This is a genomic window from Enterobacter sp. BIGb0383, from assembly GCF_003751845.1.
Lineage (GTDB): Bacteria > Pseudomonadota > Gammaproteobacteria > Enterobacterales > Enterobacteriaceae > BIGb0383.
Genome location: NZ_RJKQ01000003.1, coordinates 112297 through 139100, shown reverse-complemented (window position 1 = coordinate 139100; position 26804 = coordinate 112297). Strand labels below are relative to the sequence as shown.

Annotated in this window: 28 protein-coding genes, 1 other RNA gene and 1 pseudogene; 13 read left to right on the top strand and 17 right to left on the bottom strand. The window is 57.5% G+C overall.

The window, feature by feature from the left end; all coding sequences use genetic code 11:
• The first annotated feature begins 71 nt into the window (after positions 1-71).
• Together EDF81_RS16275 and EDF81_RS16270 are read left to right on the top strand one after the other, a co-directional pair.
• Positions 72-1058: a glutathione S-transferase family protein gene (locus EDF81_RS16275; RefSeq protein WP_123349203.1), complete on the top strand. Its 987-nt coding sequence runs from the start codon at positions 72-74 to the stop codon at positions 1056-1058.
• A 143-nt stretch (positions 1059-1201) separates the two neighbouring features.
• On the top strand, positions 1202-1567 hold the full coding sequence (locus EDF81_RS16270) for a DUF805 domain-containing protein (RefSeq protein ID WP_123349202.1): 366 nt from the start codon (positions 1202-1204) through the stop codon (positions 1565-1567).
• A 35-nt stretch (positions 1568-1602) separates the two neighbouring features.
• Here the strand turns inward: EDF81_RS16270 and EDF81_RS16265 are convergent, their stop codons facing one another.
• The gene (locus EDF81_RS16265) at positions 1603-2499 is read right to left on the bottom strand and encodes a LysR family transcriptional regulator (protein ID WP_123349201.1); all 897 of its coding nucleotides are present in this window, start codon (positions 2497-2499) and stop codon (positions 1603-1605) included.
• A gap of 104 nt (positions 2500-2603) precedes the next feature.
• Here EDF81_RS16265 and EDF81_RS16260 point away from each other — a divergent pair, with 104 nt between their 5' ends.
• Positions 2604-3305 (top strand): pirin family protein, encoded by a 702-nt coding sequence (locus EDF81_RS16260; protein WP_123349200.1) that lies wholly within the window; start codon positions 2604-2606, stop codon positions 3303-3305.
• Between the two features lie 48 nt (positions 3306-3353).
• On the opposite strand, the gene EDF81_RS16255 is transcribed toward EDF81_RS16260, so the two are convergent.
• The 6 genes from EDF81_RS16255 to EDF81_RS16230 all read right to left on the bottom strand — a co-directional run bounded on the left by EDF81_RS16255 (position 3354) and on the right by EDF81_RS16230 (position 8510).
• Entirely contained in the window at positions 3354-3683 is a 330-nt protein-coding gene (locus tag EDF81_RS16255; protein ID WP_123349199.1) for a NirD/YgiW/YdeI family stress tolerance protein, read from the bottom strand.
• A 149-nt stretch (positions 3684-3832) separates the two neighbouring features.
• Positions 3833-4209, bottom strand: an RNA gene (gene rnpB / locus EDF81_RS16250) — RNase P RNA component class A.
• Positions 4210-4241: 32 nt separating this feature from the next.
• Positions 4242-5387, bottom strand: coding sequence for a glycerate 2-kinase (garK, locus tag EDF81_RS16245; protein ID WP_123349198.1), 1146 nt, complete (start codon positions 5385-5387; stop codon positions 4242-4244).
• A gap of 66 nt (positions 5388-5453) precedes the next feature.
• The gene (garR, locus tag EDF81_RS16240) at positions 5454-6344 is read right to left on the bottom strand and encodes a 2-hydroxy-3-oxopropionate reductase (protein WP_123349197.1); all 891 of its coding nucleotides are present in this window, start codon (positions 6342-6344) and stop codon (positions 5454-5456) included.
• Positions 6345-6375: 31 nt separating this feature from the next.
• Positions 6376-7146, bottom strand: coding sequence for a 2-dehydro-3-deoxyglucarate aldolase (gene garL / locus EDF81_RS16235; RefSeq protein ID WP_123349196.1), 771 nt, complete (start codon positions 7144-7146; stop codon positions 6376-6378).
• A gap of 26 nt (positions 7147-7172) precedes the next feature.
• The gene (locus tag EDF81_RS16230) at positions 7173-8510 is read right to left on the bottom strand and encodes an MFS transporter (protein ID WP_123349195.1); all 1338 of its coding nucleotides are present in this window, start codon (positions 8508-8510) and stop codon (positions 7173-7175) included.
• Positions 8511-8930: 420 nt separating this feature from the next.
• Here EDF81_RS16230 and garD point away from each other — a divergent pair, with 420 nt between their 5' ends.
• Complete coding sequence (gene garD / locus EDF81_RS16225; RefSeq protein ID WP_123349194.1) at positions 8931-10502, top strand: galactarate dehydratase; 1572 nt, start codon at positions 8931-8933, stop codon at positions 10500-10502.
• A 56-nt stretch (positions 10503-10558) separates the two neighbouring features.
• Here garD and EDF81_RS16220 read toward each other — a convergent pair.
• Both EDF81_RS16220 and rsmI read right to left on the bottom strand, forming a co-directional pair.
• A pseudogene (locus EDF81_RS16220) lies at positions 10559-11314 on the bottom strand (Fic family protein); the annotation flags it as partial.
• A gap of 4 nt (positions 11315-11318) precedes the next feature.
• Positions 11319-12182 carry a 16S rRNA (cytidine(1402)-2'-O)-methyltransferase gene (rsmI, locus tag EDF81_RS16215; protein WP_123349193.1) on the bottom strand — a complete coding sequence of 288 codons (864 nt, stop codon included), beginning with the start codon at positions 12180-12182 and terminating at the stop codon, positions 11319-11321.
• 61 nt (positions 12183-12243) lie between these two features.
• On the opposite strand from rsmI, the gene EDF81_RS16210 reads away from it, so the two are divergent.
• Genes EDF81_RS16210 through dolP form a run of 4 tightly spaced genes read left to right on the top strand, consistent with a single transcriptional unit; the run spans position 12244 to position 15811 of the window.
• A complete protein-coding gene (locus EDF81_RS16210; protein WP_123349192.1) occupies positions 12244-14268 on the top strand; it encodes a penicillin-binding protein activator in 2025 nt (674 codons plus the stop codon).
• Positions 14226-14621 (top strand): YraN family protein, encoded by a 396-nt coding sequence (locus EDF81_RS16205; RefSeq protein ID WP_123349191.1) that lies wholly within the window; start codon positions 14226-14228, stop codon positions 14619-14621. The genes EDF81_RS16210 and EDF81_RS16205 overlap by 43 nt, the downstream gene beginning before the upstream one ends.
• Positions 14622-14635: 14 nt before the next feature.
• Positions 14636-15226 (top strand): DnaA initiator-associating protein DiaA, encoded by a 591-nt coding sequence (diaA, locus tag EDF81_RS16200; RefSeq protein WP_123349190.1) that lies wholly within the window; start codon positions 14636-14638, stop codon positions 15224-15226.
• 9 nt (positions 15227-15235) lie between these two features.
• Positions 15236-15811: a division/outer membrane stress-associated lipid-binding lipoprotein gene (gene dolP / locus EDF81_RS16195; RefSeq protein ID WP_123349189.1), complete on the top strand. Its 576-nt coding sequence runs from the start codon at positions 15236-15238 to the stop codon at positions 15809-15811.
• Between the two features lie 43 nt (positions 15812-15854).
• Here dolP and EDF81_RS16190 read toward each other — a convergent pair whose 3' ends face one another.
• Together EDF81_RS16190 and EDF81_RS16185 are read right to left on the bottom strand one after the other, a co-directional pair.
• Positions 15855-16898, bottom strand: a complete 1044-nt coding sequence (locus EDF81_RS16190; protein WP_123349188.1) for a permease — start codon at positions 16896-16898, stop codon at positions 15855-15857.
• Between the two features lie 74 nt (positions 16899-16972).
• Entirely contained in the window at positions 16973-17611 is a 639-nt protein-coding gene (locus EDF81_RS16185; protein WP_123349187.1) for an NAD(P)H-binding protein, read from the bottom strand.
• 122 nt (positions 17612-17733) lie between these two features.
• Here EDF81_RS16185 and EDF81_RS16180 point away from each other — a divergent pair, with 122 nt between their 5' ends.
• Positions 17734-18252 carry a type 1 glutamine amidotransferase domain-containing protein gene (locus EDF81_RS16180; RefSeq protein ID WP_123349186.1) on the top strand — a complete coding sequence of 173 codons (519 nt, stop codon included), beginning with the start codon at positions 17734-17736 and terminating at the stop codon, positions 18250-18252.
• Here EDF81_RS16180 and EDF81_RS16175 read toward each other — a convergent pair.
• Entirely contained in the window at positions 18232-18675 is a 444-nt protein-coding gene (locus EDF81_RS16175; protein WP_123349185.1) for a YhbP family protein, read from the bottom strand. The two genes, EDF81_RS16180 and EDF81_RS16175, sit on opposite strands and share 21 nt — an antisense overlap.
• A 14-nt stretch (positions 18676-18689) precedes the next feature.
• Here EDF81_RS16175 and EDF81_RS16170 point away from each other — a divergent pair, with 14 nt between their 5' ends.
• The gene (locus tag EDF81_RS16170) at positions 18690-19022 is read left to right on the top strand and encodes a GIY-YIG nuclease family protein (protein ID WP_123349184.1); all 333 of its coding nucleotides are present in this window, start codon (positions 18690-18692) and stop codon (positions 19020-19022) included.
• Here EDF81_RS16170 and EDF81_RS16165 read toward each other — a convergent pair.
• Both EDF81_RS16165 and EDF81_RS16160 read right to left on the bottom strand, forming a co-directional pair.
• A complete protein-coding gene (locus tag EDF81_RS16165) occupies positions 19009-19512 on the bottom strand; it encodes a GNAT family N-acetyltransferase (protein ID WP_123349183.1) in 504 nt (167 codons plus the stop codon). The two genes, EDF81_RS16170 and EDF81_RS16165, sit on opposite strands and share 14 nt — an antisense overlap.
• A complete protein-coding gene (locus tag EDF81_RS16160; protein ID WP_123349182.1) occupies positions 19506-20030 on the bottom strand; it encodes an SCP2 domain-containing protein in 525 nt (174 codons plus the stop codon). Before EDF81_RS16160 ends, EDF81_RS16165 begins: the two co-directional genes overlap by 7 nt.
• 235 nt (positions 20031-20265) lie before the next feature.
• Here EDF81_RS16160 and EDF81_RS16155 point away from each other — a divergent pair, with 235 nt between their 5' ends.
• The 3 genes from EDF81_RS16155 to EDF81_RS16145 all read left to right on the top strand — a co-directional run bounded on the left by EDF81_RS16155 (position 20266) and on the right by EDF81_RS16145 (position 23308).
• Positions 20266-21261 (top strand): peptidase U32 family protein, encoded by a 996-nt coding sequence (locus EDF81_RS16155; protein ID WP_123349181.1) that lies wholly within the window; start codon positions 20266-20268, stop codon positions 21259-21261.
• 8 nt (positions 21262-21269) lie between these two features.
• Positions 21270-22148 carry a U32 family peptidase gene (locus EDF81_RS16150; RefSeq protein ID WP_123349180.1) on the top strand — a complete coding sequence of 293 codons (879 nt, stop codon included), beginning with the start codon at positions 21270-21272 and terminating at the stop codon, positions 22146-22148.
• A gap of 152 nt (positions 22149-22300) precedes the next feature.
• Entirely contained in the window at positions 22301-23308 is a 1008-nt protein-coding gene (locus EDF81_RS16145) for a luciferase-like monooxygenase (protein WP_123349179.1), read from the top strand.
• Between the two features lie 38 nt (positions 23309-23346).
• Here EDF81_RS16145 and mtr read toward each other — a convergent pair whose 3' ends face one another.
• The 3 genes from mtr to yrbN form a co-directional block, all read right to left on the bottom strand.
• Positions 23347-24591 carry a tryptophan permease gene (mtr, locus tag EDF81_RS16140; protein WP_123349178.1) on the bottom strand — a complete coding sequence of 415 codons (1245 nt, stop codon included), beginning with the start codon at positions 24589-24591 and terminating at the stop codon, positions 23347-23349.
• Between the two features lie 140 nt (positions 24592-24731).
• Positions 24732-26672 (bottom strand): DEAD/DEAH family ATP-dependent RNA helicase, encoded by a 1941-nt coding sequence (locus EDF81_RS16135; protein ID WP_123349177.1) that lies wholly within the window; start codon positions 26670-26672, stop codon positions 24732-24734.
• Positions 26665-26745 carry a protein YrbN gene (yrbN, locus tag EDF81_RS16130; protein WP_123349176.1) on the bottom strand — a complete coding sequence of 27 codons (81 nt, stop codon included), beginning with the start codon at positions 26743-26745 and terminating at the stop codon, positions 26665-26667. Before yrbN ends, EDF81_RS16135 begins: the two co-directional genes overlap by 8 nt.
• Positions 26746-26804 lie beyond the last annotated feature (59 nt).

Below are 26804 nucleotides of genomic sequence, written 5' to 3'. Positions count from 1 at the left end.
ATACTGAAGACTGAACACAACAAAGCGAGGAGTTTACTCCTCGCTTTTGCTATGCAGAAAAGGAGAAAGCCATGGGACAATTGATTGACGGCGTCTGGCACGATGTCTGGTATGACACCAAATCCACCGGTGGGCGCTTCCAGCGTTCGGTTTCCGCTTTCCGCAACTGGCTGACCGCCGATGGCGCAGCAGGTCCGTCCGGCGAGCCGGGTTTTGCGGCGGAAAAAGATCGTTATCACCTGTACGTTTCCCTCGCCTGCCCCTGGGCGCACCGCACGCTGATGATGCGGGCGTTAAAAGGCCTCGAATCCTTTATTTCGGTTTCCGTTGTGCATCCGCTGATGCTGGAGAGCGGCTGGACCTTCGGCGACGATTTCCCCGCCGCCACCGGCGATAAGCTGTATCAGCATGATTTTCTTTATCAGCTCTATCTGCACGCCGATCCGCACTACACCGGGCGTGTCACGGTCCCGGTACTGTGGGACAAGAAAAACCAGACGATCGTCAGCAACGAATCCGCTGAAATCATCCGCATGCTGAACGGCGCTTTCGATGCGCTGGGTGCCAGAGCCGGTGACTACTATCCGCCTGCCCTGCGTGAAAAGATCGATGAACTCAACGGCTGGATCTACGACAACGTGAATAACGGCGTCTACAAAGCCGGGTTTGCCACCAGCCAGCAGGCTTATGACGACGCGGTCAACGGCGTATTTGAATCCCTGGCGCGCATCGAGCAGATCCTCGGCCAGCATCGCTACCTGACGGGTGACCAGCTGACCGAAGCCGATATTCGTCTGTGGACCACGCTGGTTCGCTTCGATCCGGTCTACGTCACCCACTTTAAATGCGATAAGCACCGCATCAGCGATTACCTGAATCTGTACGGATTCCTGCGCGATATTTACCAGATGCCGGGCATTGCGGAGACGGTCGATTTTGATCATATTCGCCACCACTACTATCGCAGCCATAAAACCATCAACCCCACCGGGATTATTTCGATTGGTCCCTGGCAGGATCTGAACGAGCCCCACGGGCGCGAGAGTCGCTTCGCATAACCCCCTCGACGGCAGGAACCGCGTTTCCTGCCGTTGCCGTTTCTCACTTCCGTTACCGCAACTTGTCGACTCGTCCGTTCCGATGTATACCTGAAATGTCCCCTTAGAGAACAAGGGATTGATAACCAAAAGGTGGAGGAAAAATGGACTGGTATTTAAGCGTAATACGAAATTACATCGGTTTTACAGGACGGGCGCGGCGCAAAGAGTTCTGGATGTTCATTCTGGTGAGCGCCATTCTGGCCGCGGTGTTGAGCATAGTGGATAAAATCCTCGGCTGGCAGCTTGGCGATGGCCAGGGTATTTTAGCAACGATTTACAGCCTTCTGGTTTTCGTGCCCTCGCTGGCCGTTCACTTCCGCCGCCTGCACGACACCGATCGTTCGGCATGGTGGCTACTGCTGATGCTGATCCCCATTGTGGGCTGGATAGCGCTGATTGTTTTTAACTGTCAAAGCGGTACGCCCGGCGATAACCGCTTCGGGCCGGATCCTAAACGGAAATTCTGACGGCACTGCGCCTCCCTGAGGGAGGCGCAGACTTATCATCGACCGGAAAACAACTTCTGAATCTCGCGCAGGCACCAGGCTTTTCCCTCGCCCATGCTGTCACGCCGCCAGGCCATAATAATATCTACTTCGCTGGTATATTCCGGGCTAACCACCCGCAAACGCCCTTCGGCAATATCCTGCTCGACCAGCGGGTAAGGCATAGTCGCCACGCCCAGCCCGGCCAGCAGCGCCTGGCGTTTGTCTTCAATCGTACTCACCGTCAGACGTGGCTGCTTGTCGAGCAGCTGGACGGTCAGCACCGGCCGTTCACGTGCGGTATCCGCTACCGCCACACCGCGATACTTCACGCGCGTCACCTCGGACAGCGGCTCCGGCTCCTGGTGGATCGGATGGTCCGGGGCGGCAACGTAAACGTTCAGCACTTTATACAGCTTGCGGGAGTTAATTTCTGACGAGGAACGGAAATGCATATCCGGCGCGATCACAATATCCGCCCGGCCCTGCTCCAGCCGTTCCCAGGCCCCGGCCAGCACTTCGGTAATAATCGACAGCTGGGTGTTGGCCTTCGCCGCCAGCTTATCGACCAGCGGAAACAGGTCCACCGTCGGGACCAGCGCTTCCGTGACCAGCGTCAGATGCGTTTCCCAGCCGCGAGCCAGCGCTTCTGCGTCGGTCGTCAGCTTATCGGCAGCCTCAAGCAGAACGCGACCGCGCTCCAGCAGCATCCGCCCGACGTTGGTGAATTTGGTGCGGTGACCTGAACGGTCAAACAGCACCACGTCCAGCTCCTCTTCCAGCTTCTGCATGGTGTAGCTCAGTGCCGACGGCACGCGCCCCAGCTCGTCTGCGGCAGCAGCAAAACTGCCGCGCCTGTCGATTGCGTCCATGACGCGCAGTGCCTCAAGCGTCAACGCTCTATCTTTTGCCATAGCGTTCTCATTCAGGAAATTTGAACATACCGGGCAGAATATCTCGCTAACAATGAAGCGTCTATATCTTTACTATCAATGTGTGTAAAGAGAGGTCAATTATTATGATTACTACCAGAACGGCCAAACAATGTGGACAGGCAGACTTCGGATGGCTGCAGGCTCGCTACACTTTTTCCTTTGGGCACTACTTTGATCCTAAGCTGCTGGGCTATGCCTCCCTGCGCGTTCTGAACCAGGAAGTACTGGCACCGGGCGCGTCTTTCCAGCCGCGCACCTACCCGAAAGTCGATATTCTGAATCTGATCCTCGAAGGCGAAGCAGAGTACCGGGACAGTGAAGGCAATCATGTTCAGGCGAAAGCCGGTGAAGCGCTGCTGATCGCCACCCAGCCGGGTATCAGCTACAGCGAGCATAATATCAGTAAGGATAAATCCCTGACGCGGATGCAGCTGTGGCTCGACGCGTGTCCGGAGCGGGAAAACCCGCCCGTGCAGAAAGTTATCCTTGCCGACCAGGCCCAACAGCTGCTGGCGTCGCCCGACGGGAGCCAGAGCAGTCTGCAGCTGCGCCAGCAAGTATGGCTGCACCATATTGAGCTTGAGAAAGGCGAAGAGCTGAGTTTTCAGCTGCACGGCCCGCGAGCCTATCTGCAGTCCATCCACGGTACGGTGCAGGCGCAGACCCACCAGCAAGGTCAGGAAGCGCTGACCTGCGGAGACGGGGCATTTATTCGCGACGAGACCACGATTACCCTGGTCGCTGAGACACCCCTTCGGGCGCTGCTGATTGATTTACCGGTGTGATAAAACGACAAACCCCGCTTTCGCGGGGTTTTGACTCTCTACGGCAGGCTATTTGATGATGCGGAGATGATCGACATCGATCTCCGTCCGCCCGTCGTTTTTATCCACGTCACCGGTCACGCGCACGCGCTTGCCAACAAGACCTCTTTCGTCATCGTCATCATCAATATCCACGCGGATTTTTCCCGTGCTGTCCTGCAGCCAGTAACGATCGTCATCACCGGCACGGCCGGTAATCTTCCCTTCGAGCGTAACGCGTGAATCATCGCGCAGGGTTTTGGCTTCTTTGACCGTGGTGACGTCACGCGCCAGCGCGCTCCCGGCAAACAGACAGCCGGCGATCAGTGCGAAAGCGGATACGGGTAAATAACGTTTCATAGCGATACATCCTTGTTTTAGTGAAGAAATGACCTGCCCGAGGGACTCAGGGGCAAGAGGCGAAACCGTTGCAAAACATCCATTTGCTATTCCGCCAGCATAACGCAAATCGCCCCGCACAGCTAACGCTATGCGGGGCGATCCTGAATGAGTGAAGCTGACCGTTAAGCCGGGTTCTGTCGTGGACAGTCATTCATCTAGGCCAGCAATCGCTCACTGGCTCAAGCAGCCTACCCGGGTTCAGTACGGGCCGTACCTTATGAACCCCTATTTGGCCTTGCTCCGGGTGGAGTTTACCGTGCCACGAACTGTTGCCAGCCGCGCGGTGCGCTCTTACCGCACCCTTTCACCCTTACCTGATCCCGCTTACGCGGGCCATCGGCGGTTTGCTCTCTGTTGCACTGGTCGTAGGCTTGCGCCTCCCAGGCGTTACCTGGCACCCTGCCCTATGGAGCCCGGACTTTCCTCCCCTCCGCCCGTCTCCCCGAAGGGACGACGACGAAGCGGCGACTGTCTGGTCAGCTTCGGCGCGGATTATAGAGGGTTTAGGCCCCGCTGTCACCCTTCCGTCTGCATCCCGACCCGAACGGTCGCAGCAATATTGCGTGAAGCGCGGTAAATATTGTCAAACGCGCCGCGAAACGCCTCTTCCAGGGTGCCAATGCTGGTCAGCACGCTGAAAACCGCATCGATACCGTGCTGGTGCACCACGCCGACATCGCGGGTCAGGCTACCGGCAATACCGATCACCGGCTTGTGATACTTTTTCGCCACCTGGGCCACGCCCACCGGCACTTTACCGTGAATACTCTGGCTATCAATACGCCCTTCGCCGGTCACCACCAGGGTACAGTCGTGAATATGCTCTTCCAGATTCAGCGCCTGGGTCACAATCTCGATCCCGCTGCGCAGTTCCGCACCGAGGAAAGCCATCAGCGCCGCGCCCATACCGCCCGCCGCACCCGATCCCGGCACCTGCTTAACATCGACACGCAGCGACTGTTTGATCACGTCGGCAAAATGGTCGAGGTTGCGATCCAGTTCGAGGATCATCGCCTCGGTCGCCCCTTTCTGCGGGCCAAAGATACGTGATGCGCCGGTATTGCCCGTCAGCGGGTTCGTCACATCGCAGGCAACGCGAATGGTGCAGGCCTTCAGACGCGGGTCGAGCGCCGAGGTATCGATGCTGTTGAGGCTCATCAGGCTGCCGCCGCCGTTACCGATTTCGGTCCCGTTAGCGTCGCACAGCTTCGCGCCCAGCGCCTGGACCATGCCCGCGCCGCCGTCATTGGTGGCGCTGCCGCCAATGCCGATAATAATGTTTCGTGCCCCTTGTTCGAGAGCATGAAGAATCAGTTCCCCGGTACCCCGTGAGGTGGTGACCAGTGGATTACGTAAAGCAGGAGGCACCAGCGCAAGCCCGCTGGCGGCGGCCATTTCAATAAAGGCCGTCTTACCGTCACCGGAGATCCCCCAGTTAGCGTCAACAGGTTCGCCTAACGGACCGGTCACCCGCGCCGTTAACTGCGTCCCTTTGGTGGCCGCAATCATCGCTTCAACCGTCCCTTCCCCGCCGTCTGCGACCGGAACTGAGACATACTGCGCGTCAGGGAATATTTCCCGAAATCCTTTTTCTATAGCCTGAGCTACCTCAGAGGCAGAGAGGCTCTCTTTATAAGAGTCTGGGGCGATTACGATTTTCATAGTTGATTAGCCTGAAATGCCGCGCAAAGCAAGAAACTCAGGGGCGCGTTCCCGCGCCCCTGGTTATCAGCGAGAGACTTCTACTTTCGCCAGTTTTTCGTAGTAGCACGCGATGGCGCTATGGTCGGCATTACCCAGACCATCGGCACGCAGGGCCTGCATCATTTCCATTACCGCTGCGGTCAGCGGCAGCTGAGCGCCCACGCCGTGGGAGGTATCCAGCGCGTTCGCCAGATCTTTGATATGCAGATCGATGCGGAAGCCCGGTTTGAAGTTGCGATCCATCACCATCGGCGCTTTTGCATCCAGCACGGTGCTGCCCGCCAGGCCGCCGCGGATGGCCTGGTAAACCAGATCCGGGTTAACGCCTGCTTTGGTTGCCAGCGTCAGTGCTTCGGACATCGCCGCAATGTTCAGGGCCACGATCACCTGGTTAGCCAGCTTGGTTACGTTACCCGCACCGATATCGCCGGTGTGAACAACAGAGCCCGCCATCGCTTTCAGCAGATCGTAGTATTTGTCGAAGGTGGCTTTATCGCCGCCAACCATGACGGACAGGGTGCCATCGACAGCTTTCGGTTCGCCGCCGCTTACCGGCGCGTCGAGCATCTCAACGCCTTTCGCCTTCAGCGCTTCGCTGATTTCACGGCTGGCCAGCGGTGCGATGGAGCTCATATCGATCAGCACGGTGCCAGGTTTAGCACCGTCGATGATGCCGTTCTCACCCAGCGCAACGTCTTTCACGTGCGGGGAGTTCGGCAGCATGGTGATGATCACATCACACTGTTCTGCAATCGCTTTTGCCGTGGTGGCGGTTTCTGCACCAGCGGCAATCACTTCAGCAAGCGCCTCAGGATTACGGTCAGAAACCACCAGCGAGTAACCGGCTTTAATGAGGTTTTTACTCATTGGTTTACCCATGATACCCAGGCCAATAAAACCAACTTTCATTGTCATAATTGCGTCTCTCTCTTCGTTTCGGAGGTGGTTATTTCTTAAAGGAATCAGCTAATTTCTGCGTCGCGCCGCGGAAGACACCCAGATCGCTGCCGACGGCAACAAAGGTGGCGCCCCACTCAAGGTAACGACGCGCATCCGCTTCTACCGGTGCCAGGATACCGCTCGGCTTACCGTGTGCTTTCGCACGGGCAAAGATGTGCTGAATGCATTTCTGTACGTCCGGATGGGAGGCGTTACCCAGGTGACCCAGGCCAGCGGCCAGGTCGCTCGGGCCGACGAAAATACCGTCTACGCCTTCGGTGGCAGCAATCGCATCCAGATTGTCCACACCGGCCTGGCTTTCGATCTGTACCAGGATGGTGATGTTTTTGTTCGACTGGGCAAGGTAGTCCGGAATAGTGCCGAACATATTGCCGCGGTGTGACACGGACACACCGCGGATGCCTTCAGGCGGATAACGCGTAGACGCAACCGCCTGAACGGCTTCTTCTTCGGTTTCCACAAACGGCACCAGGAAGTTATAGAAGCCGATATCCAGCATGCGTTTAATAATCACCGGCTCATTGGTCGGTATACGTACCACTGGTGCGCTGACACTGCCTTTCAGCGCCATCAGCTGCGGAATAAAGGAGGTAACATCGTTCGGCGCGTGTTCGCCATCGAGCACCAGCCAGTCAAAACCTGCCAGACCCAGCACTTCGGTGCTGATTGGGCTGGCCAGCGCAGACCAGCAACCAATCTGGATCTGATGCGCTGCCAGTGCAGCTTTGAATTTATTCGGGAATATAGTGTTATTCATTACGTTTACCTTGAATTAACCGTTGCTTACTTCTTCAGTTCCATACGTTTGATGTCGCCAACCACGAACAGATAACAAACCATCATCATCAGGGCTGAACAGCCGACAAAGATCAACGCACCGTTGAAGGAATGCAGCTCTTTAACCATGTACCCGATAGCCAGCGGGGTCACGATGGATGCCACATTACCGAACACGTTAAACACGCCGCCACACAGGCCCACGATTTCTTTCGGGGCAACATCGGAGATAACCGGCCAGCCTAACGCGCCAAAACCTTTACCAAAGAACGCCAGAGCCATCAGCGCAATCACCAGCACCGTGTTATCGGTGTAGTTACACAGAATAATGCTGGATGCCAGCAGCATACCGAGAACGATAGGCAGCTTACGTGCCACGGTCAGGGTGAAGCCGCGTTTGATCAGGTAGTCAGAGAACAGGCCGCCCAGCACGCCACCGCCGAAACCACACAGGGCCGGGATGGAGGCCACAAAGCCCACTTTCAGAATCGACATGCCCTTTTCCTGAACCAGATAAATCGGGAACCAGGTCAGGAAGAACCAGGTGATGGTGTTCAGGAAGTACTGACCAAAGAACACGCCCAGCATCATGCGGTTGCTCAGCAGCTGCTTGATGTAATCCAGTTTCGGACCTTTTTTGGTGCCGTCATCGGCCTTTTTATGGTCCATATCAACAACCGCACCGTTCGCTGCAATGTAATCCAGCTCTTCCTTGCTCATGCGCGGGTGGTCAGTCGGGTTGTGCATGTATTTAACCCAGACGGCGGTCAGCACGAAGCCAATCGCACCCATCACGGTAAACACATGTTCCCAGCCCCAGGCGAAGGTCAGGTAACCCAGCAGCGGAGAGAACAGCGCCAGTGAGAAGTACTGGGCGGAGTTAAAGATTGCAGAAGCGGTACCACGCTCTTTCGCCGGGAACCAGGCCGCCACGATACGGGCGTTGGCCGGGAAGGACGGTGCTTCAGAGAAGCCCAGCATAAAGCGCATGATAAACATCGACACACCGGCCCAGGCCAGCGGGAAGACGTCGACGAAACCTTGCAGGAAGGTGAACAGCGACCAGAAGAAGAGGCTGTAGGTATAGACTTTTTTCGAGCCAAAGCGGTCGAGCAGCCAGCCGCCCGGGATCTGCATTAACAGATAGGCCCAGCCGAAGGCGGAGAAGATATAACCCATGGCAACAGCATCAAGCTGTAATTCTTTCGCGACTTCGGTACCGGCAATCGACAGCGTAGCGCGGTCGGCGTAGTTAATCGCTGTAACAATAAATATAATCAACAAGATTAAATAACGGGTTGGCATTCCCCGTTGTTTAGGTGCAGCAGCAGTATCTACTATCATTAGTTTTTTCCTCGGGCACAGGACACCAGCACTATTTAGTTATTTTCTGGCGTATTTATATTCCTGACTATTTACCGATTGCAGGTTTATCAGATAACTAACAGGACACAATAAAATCTGCTCTCAGTATAATCAGGACACTTAGCCCGCACACTGTAATAATGAACAATTTGAACGCAACCAGAACGCATTGTATTGAGCATATGCACATAATAATGGGCGCTGATCCACAGATTTATTCTTTGCTCCCCTTGTCAGCTCTGCCATCGCATTATTGAGTGATCTTGATCACACTCTTATATCCAAACTCCGGGCATGCTGTATTCCAGAGCAACAGGTTTTTATTTCTCACAACAAGAAAGAAACACCTCTTTAATTAATTTTTAATTTAGCCACCACCTGGCTGGAGAATACTGGACAATGGCCAACATCGAAATACGTCAAGATTCTGTGCCGGCGTTTTATATAAAGGTACACGATACCGATAACGTCGCAATTATTGTTAACGACAATGGGTTAAAAGCGGGAACCCGCTTTCCTGACGGTCTGGAGCTGATTGAACATATCCCACAGGGCCATAAGGTCGCGCTGGTCGCGATCCCGGCCCATGGCGAGATCGTTCGCTACGGCGAAGTGATCGGCTACGCGGTTCGCGATATTCCTCAGGGAAGCTGGATTGATGAATCCCTGGTCGAGCTGCCAAAAGCACCGCCGCTGAATACCCTGCCGCTGGCGACCCGCGTGCCGGAACCTCTTCCGCCGCTGGAAGGCTATACCTTCGAAGGCTACCGCAATGCGGACGGCAGCGTCGGCACCAAAAACCTGCTGGGTATTACCACCAGCGTCCACTGCGTCGCGGGTGTGGTGGACTACGTGGTTAAAATTATCGAGCGCGATCTGCTGCCGAAGTATCCGAACGTCGACGGCGTCGTGGGTCTGAACCACCTTTATGGCTGTGGCGTTGCCATTAACGCCCCGGCAGCGGTGATCCCTATCCGCACCATTCACAATATTTCGCTGAACCCGAACTTCGGCGGCGAAGTGATGGTTATCGGCCTCGGCTGTGAAAAACTGCAGCCGGAACGCCTGCTGCAGGGCACGGAAGATGTACAGGCGATCCCGGTAGACAGCGCCAGCATCGTGCGTCTGCAGGACGATCACCACGTCGGCTTTAAATCGATGGTGGAGGATATCCTTCAGGTTGCCGAGCGCCATCTGGAGCGTCTGAACCAGCGCCAGCGTGAAACCTGCCCGGTCTCTGAACTGGTGGTCGGCATGCAGTGCGGCGGCAGCGACGCCTTCTCCGGCGTAACCGCTAACCCGGCCGTGGGCTATGCCTCCGACCTGCTGATCCGCTGTGGCGGTACGGTCATGTTCTCTGAAGTGACCGAGGTGCGTGATGCTATCCACCTCCTGACGCCGCGCGCCATCAATGAAGAAGTGGGCAAACGCCTGCTGGAAGAGATGGAGTGGTACGACAACTATCTGGATATGGGTCAGACCGATCGCAGCGCCAACCCGTCTCCGGGTAACAAAAAGGGCGGCCTGGCCAACGTGGTTGAGAAAGCTCTGGGCTCTATCGCCAAATCCGGAAAAAGCGCAATTTCAGAAGTGCTTTCTCCGGGCCAGCGTCCGACCAAACGCGGTTTGATCTACGCCGCGACTCCGGCCAGCGACTTTGTCTGCGGCACGCAGCAGGTGGCTTCAGGCATCACCGTGCAGGTGTTCACCACCGGTCGCGGGACGCCTTACGGTCTGGTTGCCGTACCGGTGATTAAAATGGCGACCCGTACGGAACTGGCAAACCGCTGGTTCGATCTGATGGATATCAATGCAGGCACCATCGCGACCGGCGAAGAGAGTATCGAGGATGTGGGCTGGAAGCTGTTCCACTTTATTATCGACGTGGCCAGCGGCAAGAAGAAAACCTTCTCCGACCAATGGGGCTTACATAACCAGCTGGCGGTATTTAACCCGGCTCCGGTGACTTGATTTATCCCCACGAACAGACGGCTTAATCAGGTGGCACCTTTGGGTGCCACTTTTTATTCCAGGCCTTCCTTCAGCGCCAGCGCTATATTCTCCAGCATAAACAGAACAAAGGGCGTGCAGTCACTGGCTTTGTCACACTGCCCCAGGATGGTGTAGTACCGCTCCTGCTGATTGTGAATCAGGGTTTCAACAGGAAGCCACGCCAGCTCCTGCCGCCATTTACTGAGGATAAGCGTTTGCCATAGCCGTCCCATCCGCCCGTTGCCGTCGGCGAATGGGTGAATGAATTCAAATTCATAGTGGAAAACCGAGCTCGCAACCAGCGGGTGTAAATCCGTCTGGTCCAGCCACGCCAACAAATCGTTCATCAAACGAGGAACCTGACTGGCTGGCGGTGCCATATGGATAAGCTGCTGGTCGCGATAAATACCCACATCCCCCTGACGTAATGCGCCAGGATAATCGACCAGGCCCGTCATCAATGTGCGATGCGCGCTGAGGAGATCGCTGAGATCCGCGCGCTGCCATTGCGGCATCCGCTCATACGCCAGGATCGCATTCCTGACTTCCTGAATATCTTTAGCAGGAGCAAGAACACGCTTTCCTTCCACTAGCGCCGTAACCTGCCCAGTCGTCAGACTATTGTGTTCTATCGCCAGCGAGGCCTGGATCGTGCGGATCCGGTTCTCTTTACGCAGCAGAGGAGACTGCCTGCCGGTTTGAGCCGACCAGTGACCCAGCAGTTCGCCGATCTCAACCACCAGATTAAGGATGGCGGGAGTAATGCTGAAAGGGGGCTGGTAGCGGCTCATGGTATTATTCTCCCTGCTGCTCCAGCGCATACTTATAAAGCGCGTTTTTCTTCACACCGTGGATCTCGGCGGCCAGCGCGGCGGCTTTTTTCAGGGGCAGCTCCACCTGCAGCAGCGCCAGGGTGCGCAGCGCATCGGCAGGCAGATCGTCTTCCTGCGCTTTATGCCCTTCGATGATCAGCACCATCTCGCCTTTGCGGCGGTTTTCATCTTCTTTGACCCACGCCACCAGCTCACCAATCGGCGCGCCGTGAATCGACTCCCAGGTTTTGGTCAGCTCGCGGGCCAGGACCACGTAGCGGGTCGGGCCGAGTACCGTACAAATATCGTCGAGGCTGTCCAGCAGGCGGTGGGTGGATTCATAGAAAATCAGCGTCCGCGTCTCTTCTTCCAGCGCTTTGAGCGCATCGCGGCGGCCTTTCGACTTCGCGGGGAGGAAGCCTTCATAGCAGAAGCGGTCCGACGGCAGACCGGCGGCGCTCAGAGCGGCAATCGCCGCACAGGGACCCGGCAGCGGAACCACGCGAATGCCGGCCTCGCGGCAGGTACGGACCAGGTGGTAACCCGGATCGTTAATCAGCGGCGTGCCCGCGTCGGAGACGAGAGCAATATTCTGACCTTCCTTCAGTTTTGCCAGCAACGTTTCTGCTTTTTGCTGCTCGTTATGGTCGTGCAGCGCAAATAAACGGGCATTAATTGCAAAATGTTGTAACAGCAAACCCGTATGGCGGGTATCTTCAGCGGCAATCAGATCAACAGCCTGCAGCACGGTCAGCGCCCGCTGCGTGATATCCGCCAGATTCCCGATCGGTGTGGGTACAATATACAGCTGACCTTGAGAATTCTCTGCAGATTGGTGTTGTTTCATTGTTTCGTCCGTATTGCCGATTTAATATTGAGCATTGGGTAAAAAAATAACTGGATACAGTATGGTACCGTCTACATTTTTCCGTTCTACCACTGCACGCAGCCTGCCGGTCATTCTGGCGGCTTTGCTTTTCGCCGGTTGCGGCACTCAGACCTCCGACAAAAGCGCGGCGCATCTGGAAGGAACAGCCCAGGCTGATTCCGGTTTTTATCTGCAGCAGATGCAGCAAAGCGCAAATGATAGCAAGTCCAACTGGCAATTACTTGCCATTCGTGCACTGGTGAAAGAAGGCCAGGGCCAGAAGGCGCTTGAGCTGTTCAACCAGCTGCCGCAGGATATGAATGAGGCCCAGCGTCGTGAACAGGCGCTGCTGGCGGTCGAAATCAAAGTCGCCCAGCATGATTACCCTTCAGCACAGTCACTGCTGAATAGCCTGAAACCGGCGGATCTCGACCAGGGTCAGCAGAGCCGCTACTGGCAGGCGGTGATCACCACCGCTGAAGGTCGCCCGTCCCTGACTTTGCTGCGCGCCCTGATTGCCCAGCAGCCGCTGCTGGCCGCCGCGGATAAACAGAAGAATATTGATGCCACCTGGCAGGTGCTCGCCAGCATGAGCCCGCAGCAGGTACAGTCCCTGGTGATCAACGCCGATGAAAACGTCCTGCAGGGCTGGCTCGATCTCCAGCGCGTCTGGTCTGAAAATCGTAACGATGCGGATATGATGAAGGCCGGCATCGCCGACTGGCAGACCCGCTATCCGCAAAACCCCGGCGCAACGATGCTGCCAACCCCGCTGACCGGCGCACAGAATTTCCAGCCTGCTTCCGCCAATAAAATCGCGCTGCTGCTGCCGTTAAATGGCCAGGCGTCGATCTTTGGCAAGACCATCCAGCAGGGCTTTGAGGCGGCGAAAAACGCCGGTACCGCGCCTGTATCCCCTGTTTCTGCACCGCAGCCTGCTGCCGTTGAGGCCCAGCCAGCCGCACAGACCAGTGGTGATGTTGCCAGCCCGGCTCAGGTATCCACCGCCGAGCTGACCAATGAACAACCGCAGACGCCACCGGCCGAAACCGCCGCGACAGGCCAGACCGTTGCCAGCACGCCGGCCAATCCCGGTGCCGAGCTGAAAATCTATGACACCAGCGCCCAGCCGCTGGATCAGGTGCTTAATCAGGTTCAGCAGGACGGAGCCAGTATCGTGGTTGGCCCACTGCTGAAAAACAACGTTGAAGAGCTGATGAAGAGCCAGACCGCGCTGAACGTGCTGGCCCTGAACCAGCCGGAAGCCACCGAAGATCGCCCGAACATCTGCTATTTCGCCCTCTCCCCGGAAGACGAAGCCCGCGATGCGGCTCGTCATATTCACGAGCAGGGTAAACAATCCCCGCTGGTGCTGGTGCCGCGTAGCGCCCTGGGCGATCGCGTGACCAACGCCTTCGCTGAAGAGTGGCACAAACTGGGCGGCAGTACGGTGCTGCAGCAAAAATTCGGCTCCACGGCCGAGCTGAAAATGGGCATTAACGGCGGTGCTGGGATTGCGATGACCGGCAGCCCGGTCAGCGCCAGCCTGCCACAGCAGCAGGGCGTCACCATCGGCGGCCTGACGATTCCGGCCGCACCAACAGAGGCGCAGATCACCGGCAACGGTAAGGTCGATGCCGCGTATATCCTGGCCACGCCGGATGAGATCGCGCTGATTAAACCGATGATCACCATGCGCACCGGTAGCCAGAGCAACGTGACGCTGTACGCCAGCTCGCGCAGCGCGCAGAGCAACGCCGGTCCTGATTTCCGTCTGGAGATGGAAGGCCTGCAGTTTAGCGAAATCCCGATGCTGGCCGGTAATAACCCTCAGCTGATGCAGCAGGCGCTCAGCGCAGTGCGTAACGACTACTCGCTGGCCCGTCTGTACGCCATGGGCGTGGATGCCTGGACGCTGGCGAACCACTTCTCCGAAATGCGTCAGATGCCCGGCTTTACCATCACCGGGAACACCGGCGATCTCTCTGCGGCTCAAAATTGCGTGATCAACAGGAAGTTGTCATGGCTCACCTACCAGCAGGGGCAGATCGTCCCGGCAAGCTGACCCGAAAAGCCACCGGTGACGCGCGTGAACAGCAGGCGCGTTGCTGGCTGGAAGCGAAAGGACTGCGATTTATCGCCGCCAACGTGCGCGAGCGCGGCGGCGAAATCGATTTGATTATGAAACAGGCGGGAACCACCGTCTTTGTCGAAGTGCGTTTTCGCCACAGCGACGCTTACGGCGGAGCCGCCGCCAGCGTCGACAGACGCAAACAGCAGCGGCTCCTGCTGACAGCCCGCCACTGGCTGGCACGTCAGAATGGGAGTTTTGAGACTGTGGATTGCCGGTTCGATGTGGTAGCCTTCACCGGAAATCATATTGAGTGGCTGCAGAATGCCTTTGGCGACAACACCTGATGTAAAGGGATACCGTGCTCGAAAGAATTAAAGTGTGCTTTACCGAAAGCATTCAGACCCAGATCGCCGCAGCGGAAGCGCTACCTGACGCGATTTCTCGCGCTGCCATGACGCTGGTACAGTCGCTGCTTAACGGTAATAAAATCCTGTGCTGCGGCAACGGGACGTCTGCCGCCAATGCGCAGCATTTTGCTGCCAGCATGATCAACCGTTTTGAAACGGAGCGTCCCGGTTTACCGGCACTCGCGCTGAATACCGATAACGTGGTTTTAACCGCGATCGCCAACGATCGCCTGCACGACGAGATTTATGCCAAACAGGTGCGCGCCCTGGGTCATGCCGGTGACGTGCTGTTGGCTATCTCAACCCGCGGCAACAGCCGTGATATTGTTAAAGCGGTCGAAGCCGCAGTGACGCGCGATATGACCATTGTTGCGCTCACCGGCTATGACGGCGGGGAACTCGCCGGATTGCTCGGGCCTCAGGATGTCGAAATTCGTATTCCTTCCCACCGCAGCGCAAGGATTCAGGAGATGCATATGCTGACGGTGAATTGTTTATGCGATCTGATTGATAACACGCTTTTTCCTCACCAGGATGATTAAGGAGTACACATGAAGGCATTTACGCCCCTCGCAGTCCTTATTTCAGCATTACTTTTACAGGGTTGTGTTGGCGCCGTTGTCGTCGGCAGCGCCGCCGTCGCAACCAAAAGCGCCACCGATCCGCGTACCGTAGGCACCCAGGTCGACGACGGCACGCTCGAGCTGCGCGTTAACAGCGCGCTGACCAAAGACGAGCAGATCAAAAAACAGGCGCGCATTAACGTCACCGCTTACCAGGGCAAAGTCCTGCTGGTGGGTCAGTCGCCGACCAGCGAGCTCTCCGCCCGTGCGAAACAGATCGCCATCGGCGTAGACGGTGCGACAGAAGTGTATAACGAGATCCGCCAGGGGCAGCCGGTGGGTATTGGCACTGCCTCAACGGATACCTGGATCACCACCAAGGTTCGCTCTCAGCTGCTGGGCAGCGACCAGGTGAAATCCTCTAACGTTAAGGTCACCACCGAAAACGGTGAGGTGTTCCTGCTGGGCCTGGTCACCGAACGTGAAGCCCAGGCTGCGGCCGATATTGCCAGCCGCGTCAGCGGCGTGAAGCACGTCACCACCGCCTTTACTATTCTCAAGTAAGCAATAATGCCCGACGCGTGCGTCGGGCATTTTTTTATGCCGCTCAGGCAATCAGCGCGATCCCGCCCACTACCGCACCGCACAGCGCCACCAGCACGCCGGTCAGCCACAGGGCTTTTGCCGGGAAGGCTTTTCTCAGCATAATCAATGACGGCAGGCTTACCGCCGGGAGCGTAATCAGCAGCGCCAGCGCCGGAGCCATGCCCATTCCTGCCAGCATCATGGTCTGCACAATGGGAATTTCCGCCGCGGTTGGGATCACAAACAGGCAGCCGACGATCGCCATCGCAATCACCCACAGCAGCGTGTTGTCCACCGCGCCGTCGGCGTGCGGGAACAGCCAGACGCGTGCGGCACCCAGCACCAGTACCGCCAGAATATAGACCGGGATCGTGCTCCAGAAGAGCGTCCACAGCGCCTGTCCCCAGCGGCTCAGAAAACTGCCCTGCGTCCCCTGAGGTTCAACCAGCTCAGCCGGTGCAGGCTGCTGTGCCGTCTCTTTCACCCACTTCTGTACCACCGACGCCACCAGCAGGACCGTCACCAGCCCTGCAGCCAGTCGGATAAGGGTAAACTCCCAGCCCAGTACAAAACCCATAAAGACCAGCGTCGCCGGATTCAGCAGGGGGTTGCCCATCCAGAATGCCAGCGCCCCGCCCATTGAGACCCGCTGACGACGCATGCCTGCCGCCACCGGTGCCGCACAGCAGCTACACATCATGCCCGGCAGGGAAAAGAGCGTGCCGAACAGGGTGCCGCGAAAACGTGGCTGTCCCAGGGTACGCAGCAGCCAGTCGCGGGGGATCAGAACCTGAATCAGCGAACCGAGCAATACGCCCAGCACCGCCGCTTTCCAGACGGCAAGGAAGTAAACCATCGCGTAATCCCAGGCCGCCTGCAGCGGGCTGGCATCTGCATTGGCAAGAATCGACTTACCGATACTGTGCGTCTCTGCGGCGGTGAAGGCCTTACCGTAATAGGGCTGCCATTTCACCAGCCACAAACCCACGATCACAACGAGAAAAAAGAGTGCAGGCTTCCACCACTCGCGTGGGGTCGCCGCCGGGGAAGCAGGTTGGGCGGTCATAATATTTCCAGTCTAAAAGTGAGGATGTTATCAGACTGTGAATACTACGCCGCCTTATTAATCGCTGGCAATCTTTAATCGCGGGCCATCGCCCGCAGCCGCGAGGAGGTGAGCACCGTCACCGCGCCACCTTCCGGTGAGGCCGCCTGACGCAGCAGCGCACGGGCAACGTCACGCCCGGCAATCGCCTTCAGATTACCGGGCAGCAGCCGGAACAGCGGGGCCAGCAGAGACTCATTGAGCCGTGATTTCTTCCGCTCGCCCAATAGCATCGAGGGATGTGCGATAGTCAGCTTCGGCCAGCTTTGCGCGATCAGCGCCTCTTCCATCTCGCCTTTGACCCGATTGTAGAAAAACGGCGAACGGGCATTGGCACCCATGGCACTGACCACCAGCATATGCCGTGCTCCCAGCCGCAGCCCGGCCAGCGCGGTATCGACCACCAGGGTGTAGTCAGCGTGGATAAACGCCTCCTTGCTGCCCGCTTCGCGAATAGTTGTGCCCAGGCAGCAGAAGACGGTATCTACGGGCTCCTGAACCTGCGTCAGGGCGTCCGTAAGCTGCAGGTCGTGCGGATTATGGACGCCGGGAAAATCGTCCAGCGGGCGGCGCGTGGGCGCTGAAATGGCGGTCACACCCGGTTCGTTCACCAGCATCCGCAGTAAATGACCGCCAATCAGACCGGTTGCCCCGGTAAGTAGTACGCGTTCCATTTTGTCTCCTTGTTTGCAGACGAATCCACCTTGCAATGTCAGCCTGCTGAACCAGGCTTACAGTTCTCACAGGTTATCAGTATGGATAACCCTGCCACTGAAGCCAGAACCACGGAGGAATGATGAGCAAGAAAATTGCTGTCTTAATCACCGACGAGTTTGAAGATTCAGAATTCACCTCTCCGGCCCACGAGTTTACCCTGGCCGGTCATGAGGTTATCACTATTGAGAAGCAGGCGGGAAAAACCGTGCGCGGGAAAAAGGGCGACGCCAGCGTAACGATCGATAAATCCATCGATGAGGTACGCCCGGCAGACTTTGATGCCCTGCTGCTACCGGGTGGACACTCCCCGGACTCCCTTCGCGGCGACGATCGCTTTGTGAACTTTACCCGCGATTTTGTCAGTACCGGCAAGCCGGTATTCGCTATCTGCCACGGCCAGCAACTGTTGATCAGCGCGGATGCCGTGCGCGGCCGCAAGCTGACGGCGGTGAAGCCGATTATCGTGGATGTGAAAAACGCCGGGGGCGACTTCTATGACCAGGAAGTGGTTGTCGACCAGGAGCAGCTGGTCACCAGTCGCACGCCCGACGATCTCCCGGCGTTTAACCGCGAGGCGCTACGCATCCTGGGGGTCTGAATCGCGGGTCCAGTGAAGCTTTTTGCCAAAACCCAGCGTGTTGTCAGTAAACTTAATTTCGCTCAGGCGGATCTCCCACATCGGGGCTGACAGCACGCGAGCCACAGGAAAGCGTCGGTTGTAGCGCGCACGCTGCTCCGCGCTTTCCTCTTCCTCCAGACGGCGAATCTCTCCCGTAAACTGCACGCCACGAATAAGCGCCACGGTTTTTGGCTGACCGTTAACGGTACCCGCCACCCGAGCGCGGTCACCGCTCATCTGCGCATGGCGGGTGTGTTCTTCACTGAGCAGATAAAAAGCCACCCGCTGTGGATCGTAGAGGTAAAAGGCCGTCGCGCACCAGAGATCGTCTTCTTTGGCGACGCACCAGCTCACCACATGTTGTTTCGCCAGCCATCGGCCGATGGCAGCCAGGGTTTCCATCTTTCCTCTCCCTCATGTTATGGTGCGCTCACCTTAACATATGGGATTGCACGACGGTGGGCTGGTTTCTTTATCTTATCCGCACGGATGACAATACGCTCTACACCGGGATCACCACCGACGTGCAGCGACGCCTGGGAGAGCATCAGGCGGGCAAAGGCGCAAAAGCTCTGCGAGGCAAAGAGGGGCTGGCCTTGGCATTTTTCGCCGAGGTGGGCGAACGCGGACTGGCGCTGAAGCTGGAATACCGCATTAAGCAGTTAACAAAGCGCCAGAAAGAGCGCCTCGTTGCCGGGGACGGCAGTTTCGAGGCGCTGCTGTCGGGACTGACGCTCAAAGACGATTGAAATGCTCGTGATACTCCACCAGCCCGCTGACGCCGTCAAAAGCTTCGTCTGCCAGACGATGAACCTGGAAGGCGTTTTCCGTATCCGGCCAGCGACAGCGCAGGTCATATAGCGCCGCCCGCTCAAATCCCAGCCGCCCATACAGCTCAGGCTCACCCAGCGTAACCACCGCCGCATAACCAAACTCGTTAAGCGAATCCAGCCCTTCATAGACCAGCTGACGCGCAATGCCCTGGCCGCGATAGTTTTCGTCGACCGCGACGGGTGCCATACCCACCCACTGACGCTCTTCGCCGTCGACCGCCACCGGGCTGAACGCCGCATAGCCAATGACCTGACCTTCATCGTCAGTAGCCACCACGCCAAGCGTCAGCATCCCGTCTTCACGCAGATCGTGAACCAGCCGGGCTTCGCCCTCGCCGCCAAAGCTGCGGCGCAGCAGCGCATCAATACCGGGGGCATCGATGGGTATCTCAACTCGAATTAACATGCCTCACCTACCGGTGTGTGTTTGTTCGTCGAAGGCTGAGCGAGTCCCGCCTCGACGAAGTCCGCCAGCTGCAGCAGTCCCACGCGTAGCGTTTTCGGCATCTGCTCCAGCTCAATAGCATCCATCAGGTTTTTGACGTACAGCCCCAGCTCCGTATCCCCTTCAATGGTCAGACGACGCTGGAAGAACAGGGTGTCTGGATCCTGCTTACGCGCAGCAATCAGCAGCAGGTCGCTGGCGTCAGCGCTAAAGCTGACGTCGGCCTCGGCGGCATCGCTGACGATTAAGCGATCGTTTTCCACCGTGGTGTACCATTTCAGGCCGATGTCGCGCACGTCGATACTGAGCCACCGCCCTTCCAGGAACGCCAGCTCGCCGTCTTCCAGCGCCTGCTGGAACTGCCAGCCCAGAAGTTGCTCCAGTACCTGACGTTTTAAGGCAAAGGGGGCCAGCTTAACCGGCACGCTCATCAAAGAGGGGCCAAGGTGAACCAGACGCGAACGCAGTTTATCCAACACGAGCTTTACTCCCTGATCAATAAGTCACGCTATTTTGCCATATCAAATAAACAACATAGCGGCGTAAATCAACAATTACATCATCCATCAACGTCATTAATGGTGAGATCAATACGCTATTAGCTGCCTCAAATCAAAAATTGTCGCGCAAGGGTTAACTAAAATCGCAGTTCATTAACACATTGCCCCTGTTGGGCACCCGGGTCGAAACGACCCCGTAACGTCAGGATAAACTATGGAGCTGCTCTGCCCTGCCGGCAATCTTCCGGCGCTGAAGGCGGCCATCGAGAACGGTGCCGATGCGGTGTATATCGGACTGAAAGATGATACCAACGCCCGCCATTTCGCCGGTCTGAATTTTACCGAGAAAAAACTGCAGGAAGCCGTCAGCTTTGTGCATCAGCACCGGCGTAAGCTGCATATCGCAATCAACACCTTTGCCCACCCGGACGGCTACGTTCGCTGGCAGCGGGCGGTCGATATGGCCGCACAGCTGGGTGCCGATGCGCTGATCCTTGCCGATCTCGCCATGCTGGAGTATGCCGCAGAACGCTATCCGCATATTGAGCGTCATGTCTCCGTTCAGGCTTCCGCCACCAATGAAGAGGCGATTCGCTTTTATCACCGCCATTTCGATGTGGCCCGCGTCGTACTGCCCCGCGTGCTCTCCATCCACCAGGTCAAGCAGCTGGCGCGCGTGACGCCGGTACCGCTGGAGGTCTTCGCCTTTGGCAGCCTGTGCATTATGGCCGAAGGGCGCTGCTACCTCTCCTCCTACCTGACCGGTGAGTCACCGAATACCGTCGGCGCCTGCTCTCCCGCCCGTTTTGTGCGCTGGCAACAGACGCCGCAGGGGCTGGAATCACGATTAAATGAGGTGCTGATTGATCGCTATCAGGACGGGGAAAACGCAGGCTATCCGACCCTCTGCAAAGGCCGTTATCTGGTCGATGGCGAGCGCTATCACGCCCTGGAAGAACCGACCAGCCTTAATACTCTGGAGCTGCTGCCCGATCTGCTGGCAGCCAATATTGCCTCGGTGAAAATCGAAGGCCGCCAGCGCAGCCCGGCCTACGTCAGCCAGGTCGCCAAAGTCTGGCGTCAGGCGATTGACCGCTGTCTGGCCGACCCGCAGCACTACGCACCGCAGGCCGCCTGGATGGAGACGCTCGGCGCGATGTCGGAAGGCACGCAAACCACCCTTGGTGCCTACCACCGTAAATGGCAGTGAGAAACCCCATGAAATACTCTTTAGGGCCGGTGCTGTACTACTGGCCAAAACAGACGCTGGACGATTTTTACCAGCAGGCCGCCGCCTCCAGCGCGGATGTGATTTATCTCGGCGAAGCCGTTTGCAGCAAACGCCGCGCCACCAAAGTCGGTGACTGGCTGGATATGGCGAAAAGCCTGGCCTCCAGCGGTAAGCAGGTAGTCCTCTCTACGCTGGCCCTGGTGCAGGCCTCCTCTGAGATCAACGAGCTTAAACGCTACGTGGATAACGGCGAGTTTCTGCTGGAAGCCAGCGATCTCGGCGTGGTGAATCTGTGCGCCGAACGCAGGCTGCCGTTTGTCGCCGGTCACGCGCTGAACTGCTACAACGCGGTGACGCTGCGCCTGCTGTTGAAGCAGGGAATGGTGCGCTGGTGTATGCCGGTTGAGCTCTCCCGCGACTGGCTGATCAATTTGCTGCAGCAGTGCGATGAGCTGGGTATCCGCGACCGCTTTGAGGTAGAGGTGCTGAGCTATGGCCATCTGCCGCTGGCGTATTCCGCGCGCTGCTTTACCGCCCGTTCGGAAGATCGGCCCAAGGATGAATGTGAAACCTGCTGCATCAAATACCCGCTGGGCCGCAGTATGCTCTCTCAGGAAAATCAGCAGGTGTTTGTGCTCAACGGCATTCAGACCATGAGCGGATACGTCTATAACCTCGGTAACGAGCTGACCTCAATGCAGGGGCTGGTGGATATGGTTCGCCTGTCGCCGATGGGCAATGACACCTTCGCCATGCTCGACGCGTTCCGCGCCAATGAGCAGGGTGCAGCCCCGCTACCGCTGACCGCCAATAGCGACTGCAACGGCTACTGGAGACGGTTGGCCGGGCTGGAGCTTCAGGCGTAAAAAAGGCTCACTTTGTTAACAGGCTTCGTCATTTTTTAATGCAGTATTAAAGGTGCAGCTTTTCTGGCCGGTGATTCGCAAATCTCCGTGAATACGCCAGGCTGGAAGAAGACCTTCAATCTGATGACCATGCTGTAACAAAGTGAGCCGTTATGACTGATAAAACTATTCCTTTTTCGGTGCTGGACCTGGCCCCGATACCTCAGGGCTCCTCCGCACGAGAAGCCTTTTCACACTCGCTGGATCTCGCCCGCCTCGCTGAAAAACGCGGCTATCATCGCTACTGGCTGGCGGAACACCACAATATGACCGGTATCGCCAGCGCCGCGACGTCGGTGCTGATTGGCTATCTGGCGGCCAATACCACCACGCTGCACCTCGGGTCCGGCGGCGTGATGCTGCCTAACCACTCCCCGCTGGTGATTGCCGAGCAGTTTGGCACGCTGAATACGCTCTATCCGGGCCGTATCGATCTGGGGCTTGGCCGTGCGCCGGGTAGCGACCAGCGCACAATGATGGCGCTGCGCCGCCATATGAGCGGCGACGTCGATAACTTCCCCCGCGACGTCGCGGAACTGGTGGACTGGTTCGACGCCCGCGATCCGCATCCGCACGTGCGCCCGGTCCCGGGCTACGGTGAGAAAGTCCCGGTCTGGCTGCTGGGGTCAAGCCTGTATAGCGCCCAGCTCGCCGCGCAGCTCGGCCTACCCTTCGCCTTCGCCTCCCACTTCGCGCCGGATATGCTGTTCCAGGCGCTGCAGCTGTATCGGGCAAACTTCAAACCGTCCGAACGCCTGGCGAAGCCGTATGCCATGGTCTGTATTAACATCATTGCCGCCGACAGTAACCGCGATGCCGAATTCCTGTTTACCTCGATGCAGCAGGCCTTTGTGAAGCTGCGCCGGGGTGAAACCGGTCAGTTGCCGCCGCCGATTGAGAATATGGATACGTTCTGGTCACCGTCAGAGCAGTATGGCGTGCAGCAGGCGCTGGGAATGTCGCTGGTGGGTGATAAGGCGAAAGTGCGCCACGGACTGGAGTCGGTGCTGCGTGAAACCCAGGCCGACGAGATTATGGTTAACGGGCAAATCTTCGATAACCAGGCACGTCTGCACTCGTTTGATCTGGCGATGCAGGTGAAAGAGGAGCTGCTGGGCTAAGCGTTACGCCCTCTCCCCTGTGGAAGAGGGCGGATAACTTATCGGTACACCGGGAGCAGGTCAAAGCTCGACAGCAGATGGATCGCGGCGTTACCGAGCCCAAACAGCAGAATCAGCACGATCATCGGCTTCCCACCCCACACGCGGAACGTCGGGCTACCGAAGCGTTTACGCGAGGCGCTTGCCAGCAGCGCGGGCACAATTGCCGCCCAGATGGTCGCCGCCAGCCCGGCATAGCCGATAGCGTAGAGGAAGCCGTTCGGCCACAGCAGGCCACCCACCATTGGCGGCACAAAGGTCAGCAGCGCGGTTTTAAAGCGTCCACTGGCGGAGTCGTCAAAGCCAAACAGATCCGCCAGATAATCGAACAGGCCCAGAGTTACTCCCAGGAATGAACTGGCCACCGCGAAGTTCGAGAACACCACCAGCAGCAGATCCAGACTGCGGCTATTCAGCACGCCACTCAGAGCCTGTACCAGCACATCGATATTACCGCCCTTGTCCGCGATATCGATAAAGGCCGCACGCGGGATATTCCCCATCGTCGCCAGCAGCCAGATAACGTACAGCCCCAGCGCCAGCAGCGTCCCGTACACCAGGCAGCGGATAATCGTGCGCGGATCTTTGCCGTAGTACTTCATCAGGCTCGGCACGTTACCGTGATAGCCGAAAGAGGCCAGGCAGAACGGCAGGGTCATCAGCATGTAGGGCAGATAGCTGGCATCGCCGTCGGCTACGTTCAGCAACGTCGTCGGTTCGACATGGCCCAGCAGGCTGCCAAAAGTGAGGAAGAAGGTGATCACCTTCGCCCCCAACACGATGGCGGTCATCCGGCTAACCGCGCGAGTACTCAACCAGACGATAAACGCCACCGCCAGGGCAAACACTAGACCAGCCATACGCGCAGGGACGTTCAGCGATAGCTCGGAGAAGGTGTGGTGCAGGATCGAGCCGCTGGCCGAGATATAGGCATAGGTCAGGATATAGAGCACAAAGGCAATTGAGACGCCGTTGACCAGGTTCCAGCCGCGGCCAAGCAGATCCCGGGTGATGGTATCGAAGCTTGAGCCGATCCGGTAGTTAAGGTTGGCTTCGAGGATCATCAGCCCGGAATGCAGCATGCAGAACCAGGTAAAGACCAACGCCGCCAGCGACCAGAAGAACCACGCCCCGGACATCACCACTGGCAAAGAGAACATGCCTGCACCAATAATGGTGCCGCCAATAATCACCACGCCGGCAAACAGCGAGGGCGTGGTTCGGGTGGTCGTCAGGGTACTCATGGTTTTTTCTCCGCAAATCATCACGCAATACCGTGATGCGTGCCGCAATGTACCAGTACATGAGTACAAAGGAAATAAAAAAAGCCCCGATCGCAATGACCGGGGCTGTACAGATTACTTTACGCTATAAAGCGCAGCGCTTACGCGTCGGTAGGACGACGACGTACGGCAGAATCATCGCGACGCGGGCCGCGGTTTTCGCGACGCTCGCCGGAGAAACGACGACCTTCGCCAGCACCACGAGCACCTTCGCTGCGTCCGCCTTCACGACGTTCACCGCCGAAGCTACGACCGCCTTCACGACGCTCGCCACCGAAGCCACGACCACCGCCACGACGTTCGCCACCAGAATGCGGCTGGGCATCGCCCATCAGCTGCATGTTCATCGGCTTGTTGAGGATACGGGTACGAGTAAAGTGCTGCAGCACTTCGCCCGGCATACCTTTCGGCAGCTCGATAGTGGAGTGGGAATCAAACAGCTTGATGTTACCGATGTAACGGCTGCTGATGTCGCCTTCGTTGGCAATCGCGCCCACGATATGACGAACTTCAACGCCGTCATCACGGCCCACTTCAATACGGTACAGTTCCATATCGCCCACTTCACGACGCTCACGACGCGGACGGTCTTCACCGCCACGATCGGCACGCGGACCACGATCGTTACGATCGCCACGGTCGTTGCGGTCATTACGACGCGGTTCGAAACGCTCATCACGATCGCGGAATTCGCGACGCGGACGCATCGGCGCATCCGGCGGCAGGATCAGCGGACGTTCGCCCTGGGCCATTTTCAGCAGTGCTGCGGCCAGCGTTTCGATATCCAGCGCTTCACCTTCAGTGGTCGGCTGGATATTAGCCAGCAGCGCACGGTACTGATCCAGATCGCTGCTTTCCAGCTGCTGCTGTACTTTCGCGGCGAATTTTTCCAGACGACGTTTGCCCAGCAGTTCTGCGTTCGGCAGGTCAACTTCCGGAATAGTCAGCTTCATGGTGCGTTCTACGTTACGCAGCAGACGACGCTCGCGGTTCTCAACGAACAGCAGCGCACGGCCTGCACGGCCTGCACGACCGGTACGGCCGATACGGTGAACGTAAGACTCAGCGTCCATCGGGATATCGTAGTTAACAACCAGGCTGATACGCTCAACGTCCAGGCCACGGGCCGCAACGTCGGTTGCAATCAGGATGTCCAGACGACCATCTTTCAGGCGCTCCAGAGTCTGCTCACGCAGGGACTGGTTCATGTCGCCATTCAGCGCAGCGCTGCTGTAGCCGCTACGTTCCAGGGCTTCAGCCACTTCCAGGGTCGCGTTTTTGGTACGAACGAAGATAATCGCCGCATCAAAATCTTCCGCTTCCAGGAAACGAACCAGCGCGTCATTTTTACGCATGCCGTGTACAGACCAGTAGCTCTGGCTGATGTCCGGGCGGGTCGTAACGCTGGACTGAATGCGCACTTCCTGCGGATCTTTCATAAAGCGACGGGTAATACGACGGATCGCTTCCGGCATGGTGGCAGAGAACAGCGCGGTCTGATGTTCAGCCGGGATCTGCGCCATGATGGTTTCAACGTCTTCGATAAAGCCCATACGCAGCATTTCGTCAGCTTCGTCCAGCACAAGGCCTTTCAGGTTTGACAGAACCAGGGTACCGCGTTTCAGGTGATCCAGCAGACGACCCGGCGTACCGACGACGATCTGCGGGCCCTGACGCAGGGCGCGTAACTGCACGTCATAACGCTGGCCGCCGTACAGGGCAACCACGTTTACGCCGCGCATATGTTTAGAAAACTCGGTCATCGCTTCCGCAACCTGGACTGCCAGTTCGCGGGTCGGTGCCAGTACAAGGATCTGCGGCGCACGCAGTTCCGGATCGATGTTGTTCAGCAGCGGCAGCGAGAATGCTGCAGTTTTACCGCTACCAGTCTGGGCCATACCCAGCACGTCACGACCAGACAGCAGGTGCGGAATGCACTCAGCCTGGATCGGAGATGGTTTTTCGTAACCGAGATCGTTAAGGGCTTCAAGAATAGAGGTTTTCAGCCCCAGATCGGAGAAAGTGGTTTCGAATTCAGCCATGTAGTACAAGTGCCTCAATGTCAGTGGCGGCCAGTCTACATAACTCATCGTGAAATTGATCTGCAATTTTCATTGAAAAGTGTGAACCGGCTCAAAGTAGGTTAATTAACGAACAATAAAGCCCTCACCCGT

Excerpts from the sequence above, each read along its gene's own strand:
- EDF81_RS16275 (WP_123349203.1), top strand. The coding sequence starts at position 72 with ATGGGACAATTGATTGACGGCGTCTGGCACGATGTCTGGTATGACACC.
- EDF81_RS16270 (WP_123349202.1), top strand. The coding sequence starts at position 1,202 with ATGGACTGGTATTTAAGCGTAATACGAAATTACATCGGTTTTACAGGA.
- EDF81_RS16265 (WP_123349201.1), bottom strand. The coding sequence starts at position 2,499 with ATGGCAAAAGATAGAGCGTTGACGCTTGAGGCACTGCGCGTCATGGAC.
- EDF81_RS16260 (WP_123349200.1), top strand. The coding sequence starts at position 2,604 with ATGATTACTACCAGAACGGCCAAACAATGTGGACAGGCAGACTTCGGA.
- EDF81_RS16255 (WP_123349199.1), bottom strand. The coding sequence starts at position 3,683 with ATGAAACGTTATTTACCCGTATCCGCTTTCGCACTGATCGCCGGCTGT.
- garK (WP_123349198.1), bottom strand. The coding sequence starts at position 5,387 with ATGAAAATCGTAATCGCCCCAGACTCTTATAAAGAGAGCCTCTCTGCC.
- garR (WP_123349197.1), bottom strand. The coding sequence starts at position 6,344 with ATGACAATGAAAGTTGGTTTTATTGGCCTGGGTATCATGGGTAAACCA.
- garL (WP_123349196.1), bottom strand. The coding sequence starts at position 7,146 with ATGAATAACACTATATTCCCGAATAAATTCAAAGCTGCACTGGCAGCG.
- EDF81_RS16230 (WP_123349195.1), bottom strand. The coding sequence starts at position 8,510 with ATGATAGTAGATACTGCTGCTGCACCTAAACAACGGGGAATGCCAACC.
- garD (WP_123349194.1), top strand. The coding sequence starts at position 8,931 with ATGGCCAACATCGAAATACGTCAAGATTCTGTGCCGGCGTTTTATATA.
- rsmI (WP_123349193.1), bottom strand. The coding sequence starts at position 12,182 with ATGAAACAACACCAATCTGCAGAGAATTCTCAAGGTCAGCTGTATATT.
- EDF81_RS16210 (WP_123349192.1), top strand. The coding sequence starts at position 12,244 with ATGGTACCGTCTACATTTTTCCGTTCTACCACTGCACGCAGCCTGCCG.
- EDF81_RS16205 (WP_123349191.1), top strand. The coding sequence starts at position 14,226 with ATGGCTCACCTACCAGCAGGGGCAGATCGTCCCGGCAAGCTGACCCGA.
- dolP (WP_123349189.1), top strand. The coding sequence starts at position 15,236 with ATGAAGGCATTTACGCCCCTCGCAGTCCTTATTTCAGCATTACTTTTA.
- EDF81_RS16190 (WP_123349188.1), bottom strand. The coding sequence starts at position 16,898 with ATGACCGCCCAACCTGCTTCCCCGGCGGCGACCCCACGCGAGTGGTGG.
- EDF81_RS16185 (WP_123349187.1), bottom strand. The coding sequence starts at position 17,611 with ATGGAACGCGTACTACTTACCGGGGCAACCGGTCTGATTGGCGGTCAT.
- EDF81_RS16180 (WP_123349186.1), top strand. The coding sequence starts at position 17,734 with ATGAGCAAGAAAATTGCTGTCTTAATCACCGACGAGTTTGAAGATTCA.
- EDF81_RS16175 (WP_123349185.1), bottom strand. The coding sequence starts at position 18,675 with ATGGAAACCCTGGCTGCCATCGGCCGATGGCTGGCGAAACAACATGTG.
- EDF81_RS16170 (WP_123349184.1), top strand. The coding sequence starts at position 18,690 with ATGTTATGGTGCGCTCACCTTAACATATGGGATTGCACGACGGTGGGC.
- EDF81_RS16165 (WP_123349183.1), bottom strand. The coding sequence starts at position 19,512 with ATGTTAATTCGAGTTGAGATACCCATCGATGCCCCCGGTATTGATGCG.
- EDF81_RS16155 (WP_123349181.1), top strand. The coding sequence starts at position 20,266 with ATGGAGCTGCTCTGCCCTGCCGGCAATCTTCCGGCGCTGAAGGCGGCC.
- EDF81_RS16150 (WP_123349180.1), top strand. The coding sequence starts at position 21,270 with ATGAAATACTCTTTAGGGCCGGTGCTGTACTACTGGCCAAAACAGACG.
- EDF81_RS16145 (WP_123349179.1), top strand. The coding sequence starts at position 22,301 with ATGACTGATAAAACTATTCCTTTTTCGGTGCTGGACCTGGCCCCGATA.
- mtr (WP_123349178.1), bottom strand. The coding sequence starts at position 24,591 with ATGAGTACCCTGACGACCACCCGAACCACGCCCTCGCTGTTTGCCGGC.
- EDF81_RS16135 (WP_123349177.1), bottom strand. The coding sequence starts at position 26,672 with ATGGCTGAATTCGAAACCACTTTCTCCGATCTGGGGCTGAAAACCTCT.
- yrbN (WP_123349176.1), bottom strand. The coding sequence starts at position 26,745 with ATGAAAATTGCAGATCAATTTCACGATGAGTTATGTAGACTGGCCGCC.